The sequence below is a fragment of the Rhodococcus sp. FG69 genome, assembly GCF_057808915.1.
Genome location: NZ_JBMDIX010000001.1, coordinates 408,186 through 427,051 on the forward strand (window position 1 = coordinate 408,186; position 18,866 = coordinate 427,051).

Here is an 18,866-nt window from a genome sequence, read left to right on the forward strand (position 1 = left end):
TGCTTGTTACTCGTGTGACTACAGTGAATATTGTGACTCATGAGTTCTATGGGGAGGCCGGTTGTGCGCCGGATTCGTGGTCGCTACGTGGTCGCTGTGGGGGCGAGCCTCGTGCTGACGTCGACGGTCGCGTTCTGGACGATCGACGATTCGAAGAGTGAGGCGGAGGGAGTCGTCGACGAGTTCGTCGCGGCTCTCAATGACCACGACATCCAAGCAGCCGCCGCGCTGACGACGTACCCCAACGCCGCTGCAGCAAGTCTGACTCAGATGTTCGACGGACTGTCGGCGAACGGTGCGTCGACGGGAGACTTCGAACTCGGGCAGTTCATCGATCTCTCGGGCGAATCCGGATTCTTCACCGTCGACAGTGGGTGGAATTTCGGGGAAGGTAAGGACTGGAACTACTCGACCCGCGGGACGGCGAAGAAGCTGAGTGTCGGGTGGCGAATCGCTTGGGAACCAGACGTTCTCGCACCAGATCTACCTCCGGGCGGAAGCGTGCGGTACGTACGTACCGATGCTGCGCCACCGTTGGTGTTCGACTCGACGCAGAACGTGCTGATGAACGAGCGAACGATCAACGCGATCCTTCTCGATCCAGCACAGATGCCGGACCCAGCTGCGTCTGCGGGACAGCTCGCCGATGTCATCGATGTCGTCGCACCGCTGATCACCGCGGACACGCTGCTGTCCGACCTTGCCGCGTCTCCGGGCAGCTCGATCCTCGCTGTCAACCTGCGCGACGACGACTTCGCCGTCCTCGAGGACGACCTGCGGGCCATTCCGGGCGTGGTCGTCGCGCAGACCCCGAAGTTGATTGCAGGCGACCGGCGAATCACGTCTCCGCTGCTCGACTCACTTCGAAATGCGTGGCAGCAGAACCGCGATGCCACTGCGGGCTGGGCCGTGGACGTGATCGGACCAGACGGATCGCTGACGCGCCAGGCAGGTTTCCAGGGCCCGGGCGGTCCCGACCTGCACGCAACACTTGATCCTCGAATCCAACTGGCCGCGGAAGAAGCTGTCGTCAGCGTAGGCACGCCGGCCTCGATCGTTGCAATCGTCCCATCGACCGGAGCGATCGTCGCTGCAGCACAGAACAGCTACGCCAACGAACAAGGTCAGATCGCATTCTCGGCCATGTATCCGGCAGGGTCGGCAACCGATCTGCTCGCCGTCGAGGGCATCGACGCGACTGCGCTCGGCCTCGGCGTGAACTACTCGATGCCGGGGCTCGACGCCTTCACCGGACAACTCCCATCAGGAGGTGCCGAGATAGACCGGTTCCGGACGGTCGGACATGAAACGTCCGAGGCAGCCGTGACACCGTTCGGACTTGCGCAGATGGGCGCGGCGGTGTCCCGCGGCAACGCTCCACTCCCATCGATCGTCGCAGGACAGACAGCGGTGGCCGACAAAGAGGCGTCGTCGATCCCCCCGGATGCGTTGGCGCGATTACGCGAAATGTTCCAGCGCTCGGCACACGACGAGGGTCTCGACACCTACGACGGCCTCACTGGATTCGCCGGAAACAGCGGCGACGACCGCTGGTTCATCGCCAACCGAGGCGACCTCGCCTTCGCCGTCTACATCGAGGACGCCGACGGAACAGACCAGGCCGTGAAGATGAGCACCCGGTTGCTCAGCGAAATGGACTCGAGCAGCAACGAATAGCCACCGGCGACAAGCGCGCGGCCAACGCGGGTCACTCCGCAGGCTGCGCTCCTGCCCCCGCGGGTCACTCCGCAGGCTGCGCTCCTGCCCCCGCGGGTCACTCCGAAGGCTGCGCTCCCGGTAGCTTTGTTCTCTGTGACTGCGCTCGAATTCGGACTCCTCGTCGTCGCCGGCTATTTCGCCGGCCTCGTCGGGTTCGTCACCGGTCTCGCATCGCTGGTGTCCTATCCGGCTTTGTTGGCCGCGGGTGTACCGCCAGTGGCGGCGAATGTCACGAACACGGTTGCCTTGGTGGCGGCCGGCGTCGGGGCGACGACCAAAGCGTCGAGCGAAATCGCCAAGGGCGGAAGACAGCTGATCCGATTCGCGATTGTGTCGGCCTTGGGTGGTCTTGCCGGCGCGGTTCTGCTGTTGGTCGCGCCGGAAGGTTCGTTCGAGGCGGTCGTCCCGTACCTTGTCGCTTTCGCGGCCGTCGCTTTGCTGCTGCAGCCGCGCATCCGAAATCTGGCGGGTGACAAAGAATTCCCGACGCTCTATCCCATCTCGCTGTTCTTCGTCGCGATCTACGGTGGCTACTTCGGTGCAGGAGCCGGCGTGATCTTCCTTGCGCTGGGGCTGATCTGCACCTCGGACTCCATCTGGCGCGTGAGCGTCCTCAAGAGCTTCTTCCTCGGTATCGCCAATACCGTTGCCGCGATTATCTTTGCGTTCTCAGGCGACGTGAATTGGCTTGCGGCACTCGCTCTCGCGATCGGCGCCTTCGCGGGCGGCTACAGCGGGCCTCCCGTGGTGAAGGTCATTCCCCCGAAAGTCCTGCGTACCGCAGTCGGGATCATGGGCCTTGGATTGGCCGCCTGGTTGATGTGGAAATAGGGCCCTTATCGGACTCCGCTCATCATCTTCTTGATCCACGGTGTCACGGCCAACAGCACGACACCGACGGCAATCGATGCTCCTCCGACACTGTAGAAGAACGGATCGGGGTTGTCTTCGTCGTAGAAGCCGGCCAGAGTGCCCGCCATCGCCGAACCCAACGCGATGGACAGGAAGAACAACGCCACCATCTGGGTGTGGAAGTTCTCCGGAGCGAGCTTGGTCGAGAGTGAAAGGCCGACCGGCGAGAGGAACAGTTCGGCGAACGTGAACAGCAGCAGGATGCCGACGAGGGCGAGCAACGGCATACTGCTTCCGGCGAGGGAAGGCACGAAGGCCAAGAACGCCAGACCCATGATGAACACGCCCGCTGCGAATTTCACCGGCGTCGACGGTTGCCGGTCCCCGAGCTTGGTCCACACTGCCGCGAACACACCAGCAAAGATGATGATGAAGACCGGATTGATGGATTGCACCCAGTTTGGCGGAAACTCCCAACCGAACAGGTTGCGGTCCAGGCTGCTGTTCGCGATGAGTGGCACCGTAGTGAATTGCTGTTGAAAGAGGGACCAGAAGGCTGCGCTGGCGATGAACATCGGAATGAACGAGATGACCCGTCGACGTTCGATCTGCGTGATGCGCTTGCTGGACAGGATGAGCGCAAAGTAGCCGATGGCGGCGACGACCGTGACGCCGACGACGATATCGGACATGTTCGCCGCCGTGATGGCACCGAACAAGGACAACAATGCGATGACGACGATTGCAACGACGGCGATACCGCCCCACTTGAGGCGCTCGCTCGTAGGCAACGGATTCGGTGGGACCGCTCCGACGCCGTGTAGGTGCTTTCGGCCGATCGTGTACTGGATGAGTCCGAGCGCCATGCCCACCGCGGCAAGTCCGAAACCTGCGTGGAAACCGGCTGTGTCCCAGGCCAACCCGGTAAGTAGTGGTCCGATGAAAGCGCCGAGGTTGATGCCCATGTAGAAGATGGAGAACCCCGCGTCGCGACGATTGTCCTTCTCGTCGTACAGATCGCCGACCAGTGACGTCGCGTTTGCCTTGAGCCCGCCACTGCCGAAAGCGACGAGAACCAATCCCACTCCGACACCGAGGAATCCGGGCAAAACAGCCAGGGCGATATGGCCGAACATGATCATCACAGCGCTGTAGAACAGCGTGCGCTCGGACCCGAGAAGCCGGTCGGCGATCCATGCGCCGAGGATGGTGGAGAGGTAGACCGTGCCGCCGTAGGCGCCGACGATGGACGTCGCCGAGCTCTCGGAGATACCGAGTCCGCCGTCTGCGGTCGAGTAGTACAGGTAGTAGATGAGGATGCCTTGCATCCCGTAGAACGAGAATCTTTCCCACATCTCTACGCCGAAGAGGTTCGCCAGCGCGAACGGCTGCCCGAAGAACGCGGTGTCCTGCTTGCTCTGCACGTCGGTCATGAATGAACTGTCCCAGACTTGTGCCGCGAAATGGCGCAGATCAGGTCAGTTTTTCGTGGCAGGTAACAATTTTGCCAACCCTCGCCAGCCCAACAAGAACACCGCCAGAACAGTCGACGCGACGAGGATGAAGCTGACGGCCGTTCCTTGCCCGCTGATCATGCGCAAGACCATCCCGGCGACGACCGTGCATACCCACACGAGCACGCCCGTCGGGAAGATCAGGTAGGCGTCGAACTTGTCCCGGTAAAGCGCCCACGTCGCGGCCCAGCCGATGACTGCGCCGGTGACGAACGGCCATGCAGTGGTGGCGAGTCCGGCGACGGCGTTAGCCTCGTCATGGCTTCGGCGGCCGATGGCGCAGAAGATCACGACCAACAGCAGATCGATGACGGCGGCGATGACGGTTCTGCGACTCACCGGTCCCACTCTAGTTCCTGACCGATATGAATGTGCCGCCGCGTCAATCGAACTGACGCGACGGCACATTCACGGGGGACGGGGGATCAGGAAGCGAGTCCGGCTTCGATCTCGAGCGTCAAGGCGATCTTGTCGCCGACGACGGCGCCGCCGCCTTCGAGGGGCATGTCGATGCTGATGCCGAAGTCACGACGGTTGATCGTGGTGCTGGCTTCGAAGCCTGCGACCGGGCCTGCGCCCATGCCCGGGTTCACGCCGTTGAATTCGAGCTTCAGGTCGACGGACTTGGTGACGCCGTGGAGGGTGAAATCACCGGTCACGACGAAGTCGCTTCCGTCGGCCTTGACCGAGGTGGAGGTGAAGGTTGCGGTCGGGAACTTCTCGACCTCGAAGAAGTCTGCAGTCTTGAGGTGGCCGTCGCGCTGCTCGTTGTCGGTGGTGATGGAGGCGACGTCGATCTCGGCGTTGACCGAGGGGGTGCCGTCCTCGGCGACCGTGATGGTGCCGCTGAAGGACTGGAAACGTCCGCGGACCTTGCTGACCACGAGGTGGCGCACGGAGAATCCGACGGTCGAGTGGGACGGGTCGATGTTCCAGGTTCCTGCGGAGAGTTCGGGCAATGCAATGGCGGTGGTCATGACAACTCCTGATTGGTTGAAGGTTCAAGTTGTATTCTACACAAACGGACCGGGGTCCGCATCTATTCCACGTTGTCGGTATAGTTCGGCCGGTATAGTTATTCGACCGTTCTGGAGGCGCTGCATGATCGAGATTCTGAATTCCGCCCAGCTTGCCCAGGCGAAGGAAACGGGAGCTCTCGTCGGCGGCATCCTCCAGTCGATGAAAGAGCGAACGGAAGTCGGCACCAATCTGCTGGACATCGACCGGTGGACCAAGGAAATGATCGTCGCCGCTGGAGCGACCTCCTGCTACGTCGACTACGCGCCGTCGTTCGGGCGAGGTCCCTTCGGGCACTACATCTGCACCGGCGTCAACGATGCCGTGCTCCACGGGCTACCACGCGACTACGAGCTCGCCGACGGTGACCTTCTGTCACTCGACCTCGCGGTAGTCCTGGGAGGTGTCGCCGCGGACTCCGCGATCTCCTTCATCGTCGGCGAGAGCAAGCCTGAGGAGAGCGTCGCACTGATCGACGCAACCGAACGTGCCTTGGCAGCAGGAATCGCCGCTGCCGGACCAGGCGCTCGCATGGGCGACGTCTCGTATGCCATCGGCTCCGTCCTGAGCGCGGCGGGCTATCCGATCAATACCGAGTTCGGCGGCCACGGCATCGGGTCGACGATGCACCAGGACCCGCATGTCTCGAATACCGGGCGGGCGGGCCGCGGGTACACACTTCGTCCCGGTCTGATGCTGGCCCTGGAGCCGTGGGTGATGGCCGACACCGCCGAACTCGTCACCGATGACGACGGCTGGACCCTCCGAAGTGCTACCGGATGCCGGACCGCGCACAGTGAGCACACCGTTGCTATCACCGATCACGGAGCCGAGATCATGACTCTGGCTAACTAGCTCGCGCGTCCCCGGTGACCGAACGGCTGATTCGGTCTCCCGGCGTGAGCGAACGACTCATTCGGTCACTCTGAGTGACCCAAGTAGTCGTTCGGTCACTCTGAGTGACCCAAGTAGTCATTCGGTCACTCCAAGGGGTGCGCAGACCGACCACATCACACCGGCTCGGGATCCGTCTTGTCGATTCCCGGCTGCGGCGGGTCCCGCTGAACTCCACCATCCCGCTGAACTCCGCTGCCTCCGCCGAGCTCGGTATCCATGCGCGCTTCCTTGGCCTCGCGGTGCAGCTCCTTCGTTTCGCGCTGCTCGAACGCCAAGTCGTACTCGAGATCCTCGTGCCGGTGGTTTCTGAACAGGACGAGGAAGACGATCCAGCCGACGATTGCGACGAGGATGAAGCTGACGGCCCGGTAGACGAACGCGGCTGCGACGGCCTGGGATGCACTGATCGATGCGGCACTGGTGAGGAGCGCGATGAGGGTGGCGTCGACGACGACAAGCCCTCCCGGCGCCAACGGGACCGAACCGACGGCTTTGGCTGCGGCGAAGGCGAACAACAGGCCGGACAACCGAGGCTCGGCACCGACGGCGAGACACGCGACACCGAGGCAGGCCACGTCCGCGAGTCGGTGGATCACGGACCAGGAGAGTGTGAGCCCTGCGTCGCGTTTGCCGAGCTGCACCGACTGAACCTGTTCGATGACCTCGTCGATTCGGTCCTGGCCGGCGTCGGGCGGCTGATTCCGGACGTCGTTGACTTTGTGCAGCACCCACCGTGCGATGCTGCGGATCGACTGCGGGTGTTCGGAGACGTACCGCACGGCGAACACGATTGCGAGCACACCCGCGATCGGCAGAACAAGGGTGAACGTATTGACCGAACCGCCGACCAGCAATGCGCCGCCGACACCGAGTACGGCCAATCCGGCCGCAGCGATGACGCCGGAGATGGCGAGCTGCCACGACGCCACGACTGGGCTTGCGCCCCATCGTCTGGTCTCGCGGTATGTGAACGCCGTCGAGAACACCTGGCCAGCGGGAAGGGTGAGGGACATCGCGGTACTGCCGTAGATGACCGACAGTGATTTCGACTGCCGAACCCGCACGCCGCCGGCCTGGAGTAGTTGCTTCTGAACCCGGCCGAACGCACTGAGGGACACCGCCTGGGTGACGATGCACACTGCGAGCCATCCCCAGTGAATTTCGGTGAGCGCCTGCCACGACTCGTGCAAGCGCGGCCACAGATAGACGGTCTCGCCGACGAGTAGTGCAATCAGGGCAATCCCGGCAACCCACTTGAGCCAGCGGAGGCGGTTTCTGGTGCGAGGGCCGCCGGCCGCGTGCTCGGATCTGGGTTCGGCCACCATCACAGGGTAACCACTAAGCCCTTGCTCACTCCGCAGGCTCCACTCGAACCTCGGGTCATTCGGTAGGCTTCGCTACCGGCTCAGGGGTGCTCGACCGGCCAGGCGAGATGGGTGAGCCTGCGTCGGCCACGGAGTTGCACCCGATCGCCCAGCTCCCAGTGCTCCTGCTCTTCGTCGCTGGCGAAGTACAGCGCGGACGTCGAAGCCAACACGCGGCCCGGCCGTAGTTTGGACAACTCCGTCAATCGTGAGGCTTCGTTGACCGGATCGCCGATGACCGTGTACTCGAACCGCTCCTTCGCGCCGATGTTTCCGGCGACCGCGAGGCCTGCGGAAACGCCGATGCCGATGTCGAGTCCGGTGATGTCGTCGAGAGCGAACCGCAGGTCACGGGCTGCAGCGAGCGCTGCGGTCGGCGCATCGGGACGATCGAGCGGCGCACCGAAGATGGCGAGGGCAGCGTCGCCCATGAACTTGTTGACGAAACCGTGGTGCTTGTCGATGACGTCGACGACCACTCGAAAGAACTCGTTGAGGAGGACGACGACCTCTCCCGGCGGTCGCTCGGATGCCGTCGCGGTCGAACCGACCATGTCGACGAACAGCACCGCGACGAAGCGGGTTTCGCCACCCAATTCGGTACCGAATTGCAGTGCGCGGCGCGCCACGTCCTCGCCCACATGCTGGCCGAAAAGTTCGCGCAGAACCCGTCGCTCGGCGGATTCCTCCATCATTCGGTTGAAGCCGACCTGTAGTCGGCCGATCTCGCTGCCATCGAAAACGTCGACCTCGACGTCGTTGTCGCCGCGCTGGACGCGCTCGATGGCGCGACGCAGTTGGCGAATCGGATCGGAGATTTGGCTCGCGGTGAGCATGGACAGAATGAAGGCCTGCCCAATCGCCAGAACGCTGAGCAGGATGATCGCGATGGCGAGCGAGTCGGTGGAGAAGACGAGATCGGTTGTCAGCTGGGTCGCACACAGCAAGATGATCCCGATGACGGGCATCAGTGTGCCCAAGCCCCAGGTCATTGCCATTCTGGTGCCTACGCCCGGCGTCATGGTCCGGTCGAAGCGACCCTCGCTGAGAGCCATGGCCGCGACGGGACGCAAGATCCGTTCACCGAGCATGTAGGTGAAGCCGAACGTCACGGTCGCGGCCATGACGACGGTGACGATGACAGCTATCGCCAGCGACGGCATGTCGGTCACGGTGAGTACTACGAACAGGACGCCGCCGATTATCCACAGGACGAGGTGCACGATGGCCTGACGCAGCGGCGCATGCAGCGTCGCCATCTGCTCCCGACGAGTCGGGGGACCACCGCGCAGTTGCCAACGGATGACCGATCGCAGCATCCGTGCCGCGTAGTAGAGGCTGACGGCGCCTGCGAAGACCAAGTACGCGCCGAAGATGTAGACGTTGCGAACCCGATCCGCGACGATCGACTGCGATTCTTCGATGGGAAGTCCGTAGCGCACGAACGCGAACACGAGCACCGCACCGAAGAGATTCGACAGCAGCATGGAAAGCATATAGAGCGGCCAGCGACTCTTCAGAGTGAGCGAGACCGCTCTCAAAGATGCCAGCACAGGTTAAATTTACCGGGTGACCGAACGCGAGCCGCAGGCAGAAGCGTCAAACGCACTTTCGGGGGCATTCGAGGGGCGTTCGTCGGCCGCTGATTCGGTGCATCCGCTCGTCCGGGTGGGTGCCGAGTGGACATGGCGCCTGCTCGTCATCTTCGCCGGGATCATCACGTTCTGCTACGTGGTCGCGCGCCTGGACATCGTCATCATTCCGCTCGGTCTTGCGTTGTTGGCGTCGGCGATGTTGGTGCCGATCGTCGACTGGATGCAGCGTCGCGGAGTGCCACGGGCGGCTGGGGTCGTCATCGCCATCGTCGCGAGCATCGGCGTCGTCGCCGGCATCATGACCTTCGTCGTCGAACAATTCATCGAGGGCCTGCCTCAGCTGGGAGATCAATTCACGACGTCGATCAAGAGCATTCAGCAATGGATGGCCGACGGTCCGCTGCACATCAGCCAAGATCAGATCGATCAGGCGAGCGAGAACCTCGTCAAGGTCATCCAGGACAACCAAGCCGCAGTCACGTCCGGGGCGTTGACGACTGCGACCGTCATCGGCGAGATTTTCACCGGAGCCGCCCTGACCCTGTTCATACTGATCTTCTTTCTGTACGGCGGGGATCAGATCTGGGAGTTCGTCACCAGGCTTGCGCCGACGGCTGCACGACGCAGAATTCGGTTGGCGGGCAGCCAAGGTTTCGGTTCGCTCGTCGGGTACGTCCGCGCGACGGTTGCGGTCGCGGCGGCCGATGCCATCGGAATCGGAGCCGGTCTGGCCATTCTCGGTGTACCGCTGGCGCTGCCGTTGGCATCGCTGGTGTTCATCGGCGCGTTCATCCCCATCATCGGTGCATTCCTCACCGGATTCGTTGCGGTCTTCATCGCACTGGTGACCAAGGGCCTACTCACCGCGCTCATCGCGCTTGGCATCGTGGTAGCCGTCATGCAGCTGGAAGGTCATGTGCTGCAACCACTTCTGTTAGGTCGTGCGGTTCGTCTGCACCCGCTGGCGGTGGTTCTGGCGATCACCGTAGGAATTCTGTTGGCAGGCATCGTCGGTGGACTGCTCGCCGTTCCTATCGTTGCGGTGCTCAACACCGCGATCCGCTCGCTGCTCGCCGAGGATCCGGACGAGGTGTACGAGCAACTGGAAGAGCACGACCCCTCCGAACCCCTGTTCCCGGCGACCGCTGACAGCCCGCATGCGCGCAACCGCGAACTCGACCCAGGGTCGCTGAAGAAGCCGGACGATGACTGACGCTGTCACCCCGTTGTGGCGGGCGTCGCAGGCTTTCCGGCTCGTCACGCTGCTGTATGCCGTCAGCTACCAGGTCGCGTCCATGGGGTATTACAGCAACGTCCGGCTGAGTTGGTTCTTCGTCGCATTGATGGCCGTCTGGACGGGATTGTCGGCAGTACTGCTCTCGCGCGCGAGCCTGCCACGGTGGAAAGTCGTGCTGGCCGACCAGTTCGTCGTGATCGGACTGATGTCGTCGACCCGCCTGGTCTCGGACTACGACTGGTACAGCAACCATCAGACACTCCCCACGACGCTGTGGGCCACCAACGCGGTGATCTCGGCGGCAATCCTGTTCGGACCCAAGGGCGGAATCGCGTCGGGCATCCTTCTGTCCGTCGTGAGCGCAGTAGTGCGGGACCAGATCGATCTCGACCTGTGGACGGACGCGACCGCACCTGTCTTGGTCTCGGTCGGTCTTGCTCTCGGCCTGGCCAGTAACACCGCGCGGCGTGCACACGCCGAACTCGAACGCGCCGCGCGGCTGGCGGCGATCACCGAGGAGCGAGAGCGACTCGCCCGTCAGGTTCACGACGGTGTTCTGCAGGTGCTCGCGTTGGTTCGCCGACGCGGTTCCGAAATCGGCGGTGCAGCAGCGGAATTGGCCGAACTCGCCGGCGAACAGGAAGTAGCTCTGCGAATGCTCGTCTCCGAACAGGGTGAGGCAAGCCGAGTCGATTCGACCCAGGCGGAAGTGGACTTGCGTTCACTGCTGCGGCCCCGGGGTAGCACCACCGTCTCGGTCTCGGCCCCGCCGAACCCTGTACTCGTCGACAGAGCTGTCGCAGAGGAGCTTTCGGCGGTCGTCGCGACGGCTCTGTCCAACGTTGCGCTACATGCGGGCGATGGTGCCCGCGCCTACGTTCTGCTCGAGGATGTGGACGGCGAGATCATCGTCAGCATTCGCGACGACGGCCTCGGTATCGCGCCGGGACGCCTTGCTGCAGCCGAAGCGGAAGGCCGTATGGGAGTGTCGAAGTCGATCCTGGGTCGGGTCGAGGCCATCGGCGGTACGGCAGTTCTCGACACGGACGTCGGCGCTGGAACAGAGTGGGAAATTCGGGTACCGAAGGGGTCGTGCAGTGACTGACAAACAGATTTCGATCATGGTCGTCGACGACCATCCGATGTGGCGTGACGGAGTCGCCCGCGACCTCGAAGCGGCAGGATTTCTCGTCGTGGCAACGGCGGACAGCGTCGGCGCGGCGGGGCGGCGGGCCGCCGCGACCCAGCCCGACGTCGTACTCATGGACATGCATCTGCCCGACGGCAACGGCGCGGATGCGACGACCGAGGTGCTCGCAGGCTCGAAGAACAGTCGAATCCTGGTGTTGTCCGCCTCCGCCGAACGCGAGGACGTACTCGATGCGATCAAGGCAGGTGCCACTGGGTATCTGGTCAAGAGTGCATCTGCGGAAGAGTTGTACGAGGCCGTCCGCGCCACTGCGGCAGGGCAGGCCGTGTTCACACCAGGTCTTGCAGGGCTCGTGCTCGGCGAGTATCGGCGGATCTCCACCACACCTGCAGTCGACGAGTCGGTTGCTCGTCCCACTCTGACCGACCGGGAGACCGAGGTCCTGCGGCTGGTCGCGAAGGGGCTGAGCTCGAAGCAGATCGCGACGAAGCTGACCCTGAGCCACCGAACCGTCGAGAACCACGTGCAGGCAACGCTACGGAAGCTCCAGCTGGCGAATCGTGTCGAATTGACGCGCTACGCCATCGAACAGGGGTTGTGAACTTCGGTTTGCCGGCCCCGCGGTCTGGGCACTCCCCAACGCATGACCGACACCGACAAGCCCGTCGACACGACCGTCGATCCCACCGAGAAGACTCGCGGCACCGACGCCGATACAGCCCAGAGTTCGGACGAACGCAGCGAAGCGATCGCCGAGTTCGACGGCCATCTCGACGGCGCAGGCGACTCGCAGTCGTTGCCGACGCCCGACCCCGAGGACGTCGGCAACGAGCCCTCCGATCCGAAAACGATCACGCGCTCGGAGTAGATCAGCGCCTGACCAATCGCATCAACGCGAATTTGGCGACAGGCAGGTAGGGGATGATGAGGGCGGGCGAACCGCTGACCTTCAGCCAGGTCCGTGACCCGTCCGTCCTCGACGCGACTCCGTGCGTCAGGGTCAGCCCGACGCTTCGGCGCTTCCACCAGGCGCTCCACGTCCACATCCATTCGGATTCGTCGACGTCGAGAATTTCGAAGTCGATACGGATCCACAGGGGTCCCTCGACGCGGCCGAACGTTCCGGCGGTGATGCGCTCCTCGGAGTATTCGACGCCGACGATCTGTGTTGCCCACGACGACCACTGTTGTGGGTTCATGTAACGCTCCCAGACGGCACCCGCAGGTGCGGATCCCACCGCGTCGATTGTGATCTCCATGAGATTGTTTACCCGACGAGTGGCCGAAAAAAACGCGGAATGCAGTCAACTAACCGGCGGGTGGATCGGGAACAGTCACCGAACACAACCCGATCGACACCGATCACATCGGTAGAGTTCGTTTCCCCGTCGCTGGCTGGTCATGCTGCGGCGTCACACTCGTTGCAATGCGCATCGTGCAACTCGCGAACTTCTACGGTCCCCGCTCGGGTGGGCTGCGGACCGCGATCGATCAATTGGGTGCGGGATACACCGCGCGAGGCCACGAGGTGATCCTCGTCGTACCGGGCGCTGTCGAGACCGAAGAAATATTGCCTTCCGGCGTTCTGCGGATCACTCGGCCGGCAAGGAAGATTCCGCTCACAGGCGGGTACCGCGCGGTGGATCCACGGACCACCGCCGACGTGACCGCGGCGCTTCGTCCCGATGTCATCGAGGTATCGGATCGACTGACGCTTCGCGGGATGGGTACGTGGGCATCACGCCGAGGCGTGCACAGCGTCATGATCTCGCACGAACGGCTCGATCGATTGCTCGGCCAGGTTCTCCCACACTCGATCGCTCGGTCGCTCGCCGACGTCGCCAACCGACGTACCGCAAACGCCTACGACACGGTCGTCTGCACCACCGCGTTTGCTCGGCGCGAGTTCGAGCGGATCGGCGCCCGCAACGTCTCCGAAGTGCCCCTCGGCGTCGATCTCGACGTATTCCATCCGACGCGTCGTATCGGCGGTTCGAGTGTCGATGGTTCTCGTTCGCCCTGGCACGGCGGCGCCGAACGACTGCTCGTGCATTGTGGTCGACTGTCGGTGGAGAAACGTGTGGATCGCAGCATCGATTCGGTTGCAGCATTGGTTGATTCAGGGGTCGATGTGAGGCTCGTGATCGCGGGGGACGGACCGAGACGATCCGGACTCGAACGTCGAGCACGTGGACTGCCGGTCGAATTTCTCGGATTCGTCGACGGACGTGTCGAACTCGCGGCTCTCTTGGCTTCTGCGGACGCAGCAGTGGCTCCGGGTCCGCACGAGACCTTCGGACTTGCCGCATTGGAGTCGCTGGCTACCGGCACGCCGGTGGTGGTGTCGAAATCGTCCGCACTCGCCGATATCGTGACGTCCGAATGTGGCGGGCGTTTCGACGACACCGCAGACGGATTGGCGTCGGAGCTGTCTCGGGTGTTCGAGCTCTCGCGTGCCGATGGACGAACTGCCGCCCGCGCCCGTGCCGAGCAGTTCGGCTGGCCCGCGTCCGTCGACGGCATGCTCGAGGTCCTCGAACATGGCCACCACGTCCATGGCCCCCTATCCTGGGGGCATGGAGGCGAGGGATTTGCGGGTGTCCGACGCGGAAAAGGAACACGTGGGGCAGCTGCTGCAGCGTGCGGTGGGACAGGGGATGCTTTCGCTCGGTGAATTCACCGAGCGGATGGACACTGCTCTCGCGGCCAAGACTCGAGGTGAGCTCAACTCCGTCCTTGCGGATCTTCCCGGAATGCAGATCGCCGAGCAGCATCGACCGCCGACTCGGCAACCGTCCCCACCTGCAGCGCAGTCCTATGGACCGCAGTCGTATGGACCGCAGTCGTATGGACCGCAGTCGTATGGACCGCAGTCCTACGCACCACACGGTTACACGGCGCACTCGCACAGCCCGGTCGTGAACACGAGCGACATCGTCCGCGGCACGATGTCCACTGTGACGCGCAAAGGCCCGTGGCACGTTCCACCGCAGCTCGGAATTCAGAGCAAGATGTCGACCGTGACCCTCGACTTCACTCAGGCCATCATGTCGAGTCAGGTCGTCGAGGTGTCAGTCGACGACTACTGCAGCACCCTCACCCTCATCGTGCCGCCGGAGGCGACAGTCGACCTCAATGCCGTCGAGACACTCGGTGGTAGCGCGAACAACAAGGTTCGTACCGGCCCTCCCATCGGTCCGCTGCACATCGTGGTGCGCGGCAAGATTCGGTTCGGGTCCATCACCGCCAAGCACCCGTTCGGAACCTCCATTCGCAGAATGCTCGGGCACTGAGGCGCCACGGCGAGTCGACGCCTGAACACATGCGGGCGAAAGTACCCGGGTCGAGCAGGTAGAACTACTCACGACTGCGTCGGCTCGGACGACAAGTATCGACGTATGACAACACCAGCGATCGATCCGCGATTGATTTCAGGCCTTGCGAGCCAGTTCGCGACGCTGAGCGAACAGATGCGTCGGGTATCGGGTGATCTGGGCGTTCTCCAGGCGCAGATCGTTGCGCCGGCGCCACGCCAGCCTGTGCATCAGTATCCGGCGCCGCCATCCCCCCCGGCTTACCCGCAGCCGACATACCCGCAGCCGACATACCCGCAAGCCCAGACCCCACAAGCCCCTCCTGCGCAAGTCCCGACACCGACTCGTGCGCCGGCAGTACGGCAGAGGCCACACACTCCGTCGGTGCCGGCGACGCCAACGAAGAAGTCCGAGCCGTGGTGGCAGCGTGACGGGGTCATCAGCCGGGTACTGGCCGTCGCAGGCGCGGGCGTCACCTTGATCGGTGTGGTCATGTTGCTCGTCCTCGCGGCGCAAGCCGGATGGTTCGGCCCGGAACTTCGAGTCGGCGCGGGCGCGGTGTTCTCGATCGCGCTGGTGTACATCGGGTCTCGGATCTACAGCAAGTCCGGCGGGAGAATCGGCGGAATAGCGACTGCAGCGACCGGTGTTGCGGGTCTCTACCTCGATGTAGTGGCTGTGACGGTTGTCTACGAGTGGCTCGAACCGATCATCGGTCTGATTGCTGCCTTCGGAATCGCGGCGGCAGGCGTCGCACTTGCGGTCTCGTGGCGGTCGCAGCCGATGGCGGTGCTGATTCTGGTCGGGGTCGCGATCTGCGCGCCCGTGGTCACCGGTGGAATCACCCTGTCGCTCATTGCATTCTTCACCGCAACCTTCATCGCGAGCTTCGCGGCGCAACTGGGTCGGGACTGGCCGATCCTGTCGGGCGCACGAACGTTGCCGGTTGTCGTCGTCACGCTGTTCGGCATTGCCCAAGCGGAGAACTGGGGTGCGTCCGTATCCGAAGCGATTCCGCTTCTGATCGTGTCTGCCATCGTCGCGATGTTCGGAATCGGCAGTTCGGTGGAGTTGTTGCGGCGCAACGTCGCCGATGTCATGGCGTCCGCGATGATGGCGGCGTCGGCGATTCCGGTCCTGGTGGTGGGCACTCTGTTCGACCCGTGGACCGCGACGCTCGTGCACGGTGTCGTGGCACTCGGATGTGTGCTGGTGATCGCTGTGGGCACGTGGCTCCCCGCGAGCTCCAAGATCGTCCTCGCGGTGGTCGGCTCGCTGGCACTTCTGCAGGCGGTGGTGGTCCCGACGTCGGTCGAACTCCGTCCACTCGCGCTGCTCGTGGTTGCCGCGGTGTTGGTGGTCGCCGCGCTCCGTACGTCGTCCAAGTTGGCCTACTTCGTCGGCGCGGCGTTCGGTGCCTTGGGGTCGCTCGGGTACTTGATCGTTGCGCCGCCGGCCTCGATCATGGACTCGAACTATGCAGTAGACGAATTCGGCGTCGTCCTCGCCGGCCTGCTCTTGGTCGCGGTCGCGGCGGGCCTGGTGTACGTCGGTGCACAGCTGAAGATTGCCGGAAAGAACCTGCAGGCGTTCTGGGTCGGGGCCGGTGTGGTGTCGCTGTATGCGCTGACGTCGGCGACGGTTGCTCTCGGAATGGTGGCGATCGGCGGCACGACGGGATTCGTCGCAGGACATTGCGCGGCCACGATCGAATGGATGGCGGGTGCCATGGCACTGCTGGTCCTCGGGCTGCGCAGTGAGAAGTACGCGCACACAGCGCTGTTGGCGGGACTGTCGCTGACGGCGGCGTCCGTTGCGAAGCTGTTCCTCTTCGACCTGGTGGCGCTCGACGGACTGTTCCGCGTCGGAGCGTTCATCGTCGTCGGGTTGCTTCTGCTCTTCGCTGGGACGCGCTACGCGAAAGTGTTCGCGGATCGAGCGGCGAGCTGACCGGTGTGAGCGGAAACCCATGCTGTGCTGTGGGTTTCCGCTCACGGATCAGAGGTATGTTTCGCCCAATCCCAATTTCTGTTGAATTCGCTTCATCCACTTCGGAGCCCACCACGAGCTATCGCCGAGAAGCTTCATCACCGAGGGCACCAAGAACATTCGAATGACGGTCGCATCGATGATGAGGGCAGCGATCATCCCGTACGCGATGTACTTCATCATGACCAGGTCGGAGAACGCGAAGGAGCCGGTCACCACGATGAGGATAAGTGCAGCGGCGGTGATGATCCGGCCCGAATGAGCGGTACCGATCTTCACGGCCTCAGTTGTGCTGGCTCCCTTCTCTCTCGCTTCGATCATTCGGGAGAGCAGGAAAACCTCGTAGTCCGTGGACAATCCGAACACGATGGCACCGATCAGCAAGAGAATCATCGCCATGATCGGCCCAGGCGTGAAGTTCATCAGGCTCGCCCCGTGGCCGTCGATGAAAATCCAGGTAAGAATGCCCATCGTTGCGCCCAGACCGAGAGCGGTCATCAACACAGCCTTGATCGGCAGCACAAGGGAGCCGAATGTCAGGAACATCAACAGCGTCACGATCAGCACGACAAGTAGCGCCGTCAGAGGAAGACGGTCTTCGAGCGCAGCGATCGAGTCGTACTCGACGGCAGGCGTTCCCGCGACTGCAACCGTTGCACCGTCCGGGATCTCGATGCTTCTCAGGTACTCGATGGCCTCCGCGGAGTCGTTTCGATCTTCGAGTCCGGCCTTGAAGACGATGATCCCGTCTTTGCTCGATCCCTCAGGTGTGAACTTCTCGATGAGGCCGGGGGCCTCGTTCGCCTGGTTCGTAATCTGCCCGAGGGTCGCGCCCTGGGCTCCCTGGATGACGAGCTTGATCGGTTCGGTGCGCTGACCGGGGAAGAATTCGTCGAACTGTTCCTGGGCTACCCGCGTCGGATTGTCCGGCGGGAGATAGGTCTCGTTGATCCCACCGAATTCGATCTTGCTCACCGGGAGCGTAAGGACGAGCAACCCGAGCACGATGACGACGGCAACCTTGACCGGCCTGCGCATCACCCACTCGGTGAGTTTGCCCCACATCCCGTTCTCGATTTCCGCAGACGACTTGGTCTTTCGAATGAACTTGAATCCGAGTGCGTCGACTCGTGGGCCGAGGATCGCAAGCAGTGCAGGGAGAACGGTGACCGCGGTCAGTGCAGCGAGCGCGACCGTGGCGATCGATCCGTATGCGACGGACTTCAAGAATCCGTGTGGGAAAACCAGTAGCCCACCGAGGCTCGCGACGATCATCGTTGCCGAGAAGACCACCGTCCGGCCGGCCGTCATGACCGAACGCCGCACTGCGTCTCGGGTCGACCGCCCGTCACCGAGTTCCTCGCGGAACCTGGAGACGATGAACAATCCGTAGTCGATGGCGAGACCGAGCCCCACCATCGACACGACAGGTGCGACGAATGTGTTCACTTCGGTGAAGTTGGTGAACACACGCACGATTCCGTTGGCGCCGACGACCGTCAGACCGCCCACGATCAAGGGAAGTGCCGCTGCGACTACCCCTCCGAACACGAAGAACAGCAGGATCGCCACCGCGGGGATCGCGAGGATTTCCATCCGATGGATGTCCTCGGACATCGTCGACTGCAGGGCGCCTGCCACTGCTTGCAGACCGGCGACCTGCACGTCGACGCCGTCGATGTAGAAGACGTCCTTGACGGCCTGGAAGTTGTTGGTCAGCTCGGTGTCGTTGTCTCCAACGACCGCGATGCTGGCAATTGCGTGTTGTCGATCCTCGGTCGCCAGCGCTGGAACGCTGACTGTGCCGTCGACGGGAAAGTACGTGCCGTTGATTTTCAGGATCTGGTCGGGATGTTCGGCGACAAGGGTTTCCAGGTTGTCGGTGACTACTGCGCTGAATTCAGGATCGTCGACGGTCTTGCCCTCGGGTGCCGTGTACAGCACGATGACGTCGCCCTGAGTGTCTCGGCCGAATGTGTTGTCGGCGAGAATGCCGGCTTCGACCGACTCGGAACCTGGATCGTCGAAACCGCTTTGACTCAGGTGGTCTTCGAAGCCCACCCCGTATCCTGCCATCGCCAACAGACCGGCAATCATCACCCCCAGCACGGTGTAGCGCCAACGGTGGACGAGATCTCCCCAGGTGGCGAACACTCAGGCTGCTCCTCGCAAATTGTCGGACGGGCCAATTGGCCGCGGGGAACCGCTGCATGACATG

17 protein-coding genes are annotated in these 18,866 nt (G+C 63.2%); 10 read left to right on the forward strand and 7 right to left on the reverse strand.

Annotated features, from left to right (window positions below; all coding sequences use genetic code 11):
- The first annotated feature begins 39 nt into the window (after positions 1-39).
- Both ACODSO_RS01930 and ACODSO_RS01935 read left to right on the forward strand, forming a co-directional pair.
- Positions 40-1,677 carry an NTF2-like N-terminal transpeptidase domain-containing protein gene (locus ACODSO_RS01930; protein WP_489034603.1) on the forward strand — a complete coding sequence of 546 codons (1,638 nt, stop codon included), beginning with the start codon at positions 40-42 and terminating at the stop codon, positions 1,675-1,677.
- 135 nt (positions 1,678-1,812) lie between these two features.
- The gene (locus tag ACODSO_RS01935; RefSeq protein WP_489034604.1) at positions 1,813-2,550 is read left to right on the forward strand and encodes a sulfite exporter TauE/SafE family protein; all 738 of its coding nucleotides are present in this window, start codon (positions 1,813-1,815) and stop codon (positions 2,548-2,550) included.
- A gap of 5 nt (positions 2,551-2,555) precedes the next feature.
- Here ACODSO_RS01935 and ACODSO_RS01940 read toward each other — a convergent pair whose 3' ends face one another.
- The 3 genes from ACODSO_RS01940 to ACODSO_RS01950 form a co-directional block, all read right to left on the reverse strand.
- Positions 2,556-4,004, reverse strand: a complete 1,449-nt coding sequence (locus tag ACODSO_RS01940; protein ID WP_489034605.1) for a peptide MFS transporter — start codon at positions 4,002-4,004, stop codon at positions 2,556-2,558.
- A 45-nt stretch (positions 4,005-4,049) separates the two neighbouring features.
- A complete protein-coding gene (locus ACODSO_RS01945) occupies positions 4,050-4,433 on the reverse strand; it encodes a DUF3054 domain-containing protein (protein WP_489034606.1) in 384 nt (127 codons plus the stop codon).
- A 77-nt stretch (positions 4,434-4,510) separates the two neighbouring features.
- Positions 4,511-5,062: a YceI family protein gene (locus ACODSO_RS01950; protein WP_068371689.1), complete on the reverse strand. Its 552-nt coding sequence runs from the start codon at positions 5,060-5,062 to the stop codon at positions 4,511-4,513.
- A gap of 124 nt (positions 5,063-5,186) precedes the next feature.
- Between ACODSO_RS01950 and map the strand changes: the two genes are divergently transcribed.
- Positions 5,187-5,957, forward strand: coding sequence for a type I methionyl aminopeptidase (gene map, locus ACODSO_RS01955; protein WP_489034607.1), 771 nt, complete (start codon positions 5,187-5,189; stop codon positions 5,955-5,957).
- A 155-nt stretch (positions 5,958-6,112) separates the two neighbouring features.
- Here map and ACODSO_RS01960 read toward each other — a convergent pair whose 3' ends face one another.
- Both ACODSO_RS01960 and ACODSO_RS01965 read right to left on the reverse strand, forming a co-directional pair.
- Positions 6,113-7,324: a lysylphosphatidylglycerol synthase transmembrane domain-containing protein gene (locus tag ACODSO_RS01960; protein ID WP_489034608.1), complete on the reverse strand. Its 1,212-nt coding sequence runs from the start codon at positions 7,322-7,324 to the stop codon at positions 6,113-6,115.
- 80 nt (positions 7,325-7,404) lie between these two features.
- Positions 7,405-8,859, reverse strand: a complete 1,455-nt coding sequence (locus ACODSO_RS01965) for an adenylate/guanylate cyclase domain-containing protein (RefSeq protein ID WP_068371695.1) — start codon at positions 8,857-8,859, stop codon at positions 7,405-7,407.
- Between the two features lie 154 nt (positions 8,860-9,013).
- Here ACODSO_RS01965 and ACODSO_RS01970 point away from each other — a divergent pair, with 154 nt between their 5' ends.
- The 4 genes from ACODSO_RS01970 to ACODSO_RS01985 are packed head-to-tail and all read left to right on the forward strand — an operon-like array spanning position 9,014 to position 12,213.
- Positions 9,014-10,171, forward strand: coding sequence for an AI-2E family transporter (locus ACODSO_RS01970; protein WP_489034758.1), 1,158 nt, complete (start codon positions 9,014-9,016; stop codon positions 10,169-10,171).
- Positions 10,164-11,300: a MacS family sensor histidine kinase gene (gene macS / locus ACODSO_RS01975; RefSeq protein WP_489034609.1), complete on the forward strand. Its 1,137-nt coding sequence runs from the start codon at positions 10,164-10,166 to the stop codon at positions 11,298-11,300. Before ACODSO_RS01970 ends, macS begins: the two co-directional genes overlap by 8 nt.
- A gap of 16 nt (positions 11,301-11,316) precedes the next feature.
- Positions 11,317-11,946, forward strand: coding sequence for a response regulator (locus ACODSO_RS01980; RefSeq protein WP_197480666.1), 630 nt, complete (start codon positions 11,317-11,319; stop codon positions 11,944-11,946).
- A gap of 42 nt (positions 11,947-11,988) precedes the next feature.
- Complete coding sequence (locus ACODSO_RS01985) at positions 11,989-12,213, forward strand: autophagy-related protein 2 (protein WP_068371855.1); 225 nt, start codon at positions 11,989-11,991, stop codon at positions 12,211-12,213.
- A gap of 1 nt (position 12,214) precedes the next feature.
- Here the strand turns inward: ACODSO_RS01985 and ACODSO_RS01990 are convergent, their stop codons facing one another.
- Positions 12,215-12,604, reverse strand: coding sequence for a MarR family transcriptional regulator (locus ACODSO_RS01990; protein WP_489034610.1), 390 nt, complete (start codon positions 12,602-12,604; stop codon positions 12,215-12,217).
- A 167-nt stretch (positions 12,605-12,771) separates the two neighbouring features.
- Here ACODSO_RS01990 and ACODSO_RS01995 point away from each other — a divergent pair, with 167 nt between their 5' ends.
- From ACODSO_RS01995 to ACODSO_RS02005, 3 genes are all read left to right on the forward strand, one after another.
- Positions 12,772-14,019, forward strand: a complete 1,248-nt coding sequence (locus ACODSO_RS01995; protein WP_489034611.1) for a glycosyltransferase — start codon at positions 12,772-12,774, stop codon at positions 14,017-14,019.
- A complete protein-coding gene (locus ACODSO_RS02000; protein WP_489034612.1) occupies positions 13,922-14,638 on the forward strand; it encodes a DUF1707 SHOCT-like domain-containing protein in 717 nt (238 codons plus the stop codon). Before ACODSO_RS01995 ends, ACODSO_RS02000 begins: the two co-directional genes overlap by 98 nt.
- A 513-nt stretch (positions 14,639-15,151) precedes the next feature.
- Positions 15,152-16,609, forward strand: a complete 1,458-nt coding sequence (locus ACODSO_RS02005; RefSeq protein WP_489034759.1) for a DUF2339 domain-containing protein — start codon at positions 15,152-15,154, stop codon at positions 16,607-16,609.
- Positions 16,610-16,657: 48 nt separating this feature from the next.
- On the opposite strand, the gene ACODSO_RS02010 is transcribed toward ACODSO_RS02005, so the two are convergent.
- Positions 16,658-18,802, reverse strand: coding sequence for an MMPL family transporter (locus ACODSO_RS02010; RefSeq protein ID WP_489034613.1), 2,145 nt, complete (start codon positions 18,800-18,802; stop codon positions 16,658-16,660).
- Between the last annotated feature and the right edge of the window lie 64 nt (positions 18,803-18,866).

Bases quoted from the DNA above. Each gene is read 5' to 3' on its own strand.
- ACODSO_RS01930 (WP_489034603.1), top strand. From the start codon at position 40: ATGAGTTCTATGGGGAGGCCGGTTGTGCGCCGGATTCGTGGTCGCTAC.
- map (WP_489034607.1), top strand. From the start codon at position 5,187: ATGATCGAGATTCTGAATTCCGCCCAGCTTGCCCAGGCGAAGGAAACG.
- ACODSO_RS01990 (WP_489034610.1), bottom strand. From the start codon at position 12,604: ATGGAGATCACAATCGACGCGGTGGGATCCGCACCTGCGGGTGCCGTC.
- ACODSO_RS01940 (WP_489034605.1), bottom strand. From the start codon at position 4,004: ATGACCGACGTGCAGAGCAAGCAGGACACCGCGTTCTTCGGGCAGCCG.
- ACODSO_RS01950 (WP_068371689.1), bottom strand. From the start codon at position 5,062: ATGACCACCGCCATTGCATTGCCCGAACTCTCCGCAGGAACCTGGAAC.
- ACODSO_RS02005 (WP_489034759.1), top strand. From the start codon at position 15,152: ATGTTGCTCGTCCTCGCGGCGCAAGCCGGATGGTTCGGCCCGGAACTT.
- ACODSO_RS01995 (WP_489034611.1), top strand. From the start codon at position 12,772: ATGCGCATCGTGCAACTCGCGAACTTCTACGGTCCCCGCTCGGGTGGG.
- ACODSO_RS01960 (WP_489034608.1), bottom strand. From the start codon at position 7,324: ATGGTGGCCGAACCCAGATCCGAGCACGCGGCCGGCGGCCCTCGCACC.
- ACODSO_RS01985 (WP_068371855.1), top strand. From the start codon at position 11,989: ATGACCGACACCGACAAGCCCGTCGACACGACCGTCGATCCCACCGAG.
- ACODSO_RS01980 (WP_197480666.1), top strand. From the start codon at position 11,317: ATGGTCGTCGACGACCATCCGATGTGGCGTGACGGAGTCGCCCGCGAC.
- ACODSO_RS02000 (WP_489034612.1), top strand. From the start codon at position 13,922: ATGGAGGCGAGGGATTTGCGGGTGTCCGACGCGGAAAAGGAACACGTG.
- ACODSO_RS01965 (WP_068371695.1), bottom strand. From the start codon at position 8,859: ATGCTTTCCATGCTGCTGTCGAATCTCTTCGGTGCGGTGCTCGTGTTC.
- macS (WP_489034609.1), top strand. From the start codon at position 10,164: ATGACTGACGCTGTCACCCCGTTGTGGCGGGCGTCGCAGGCTTTCCGG.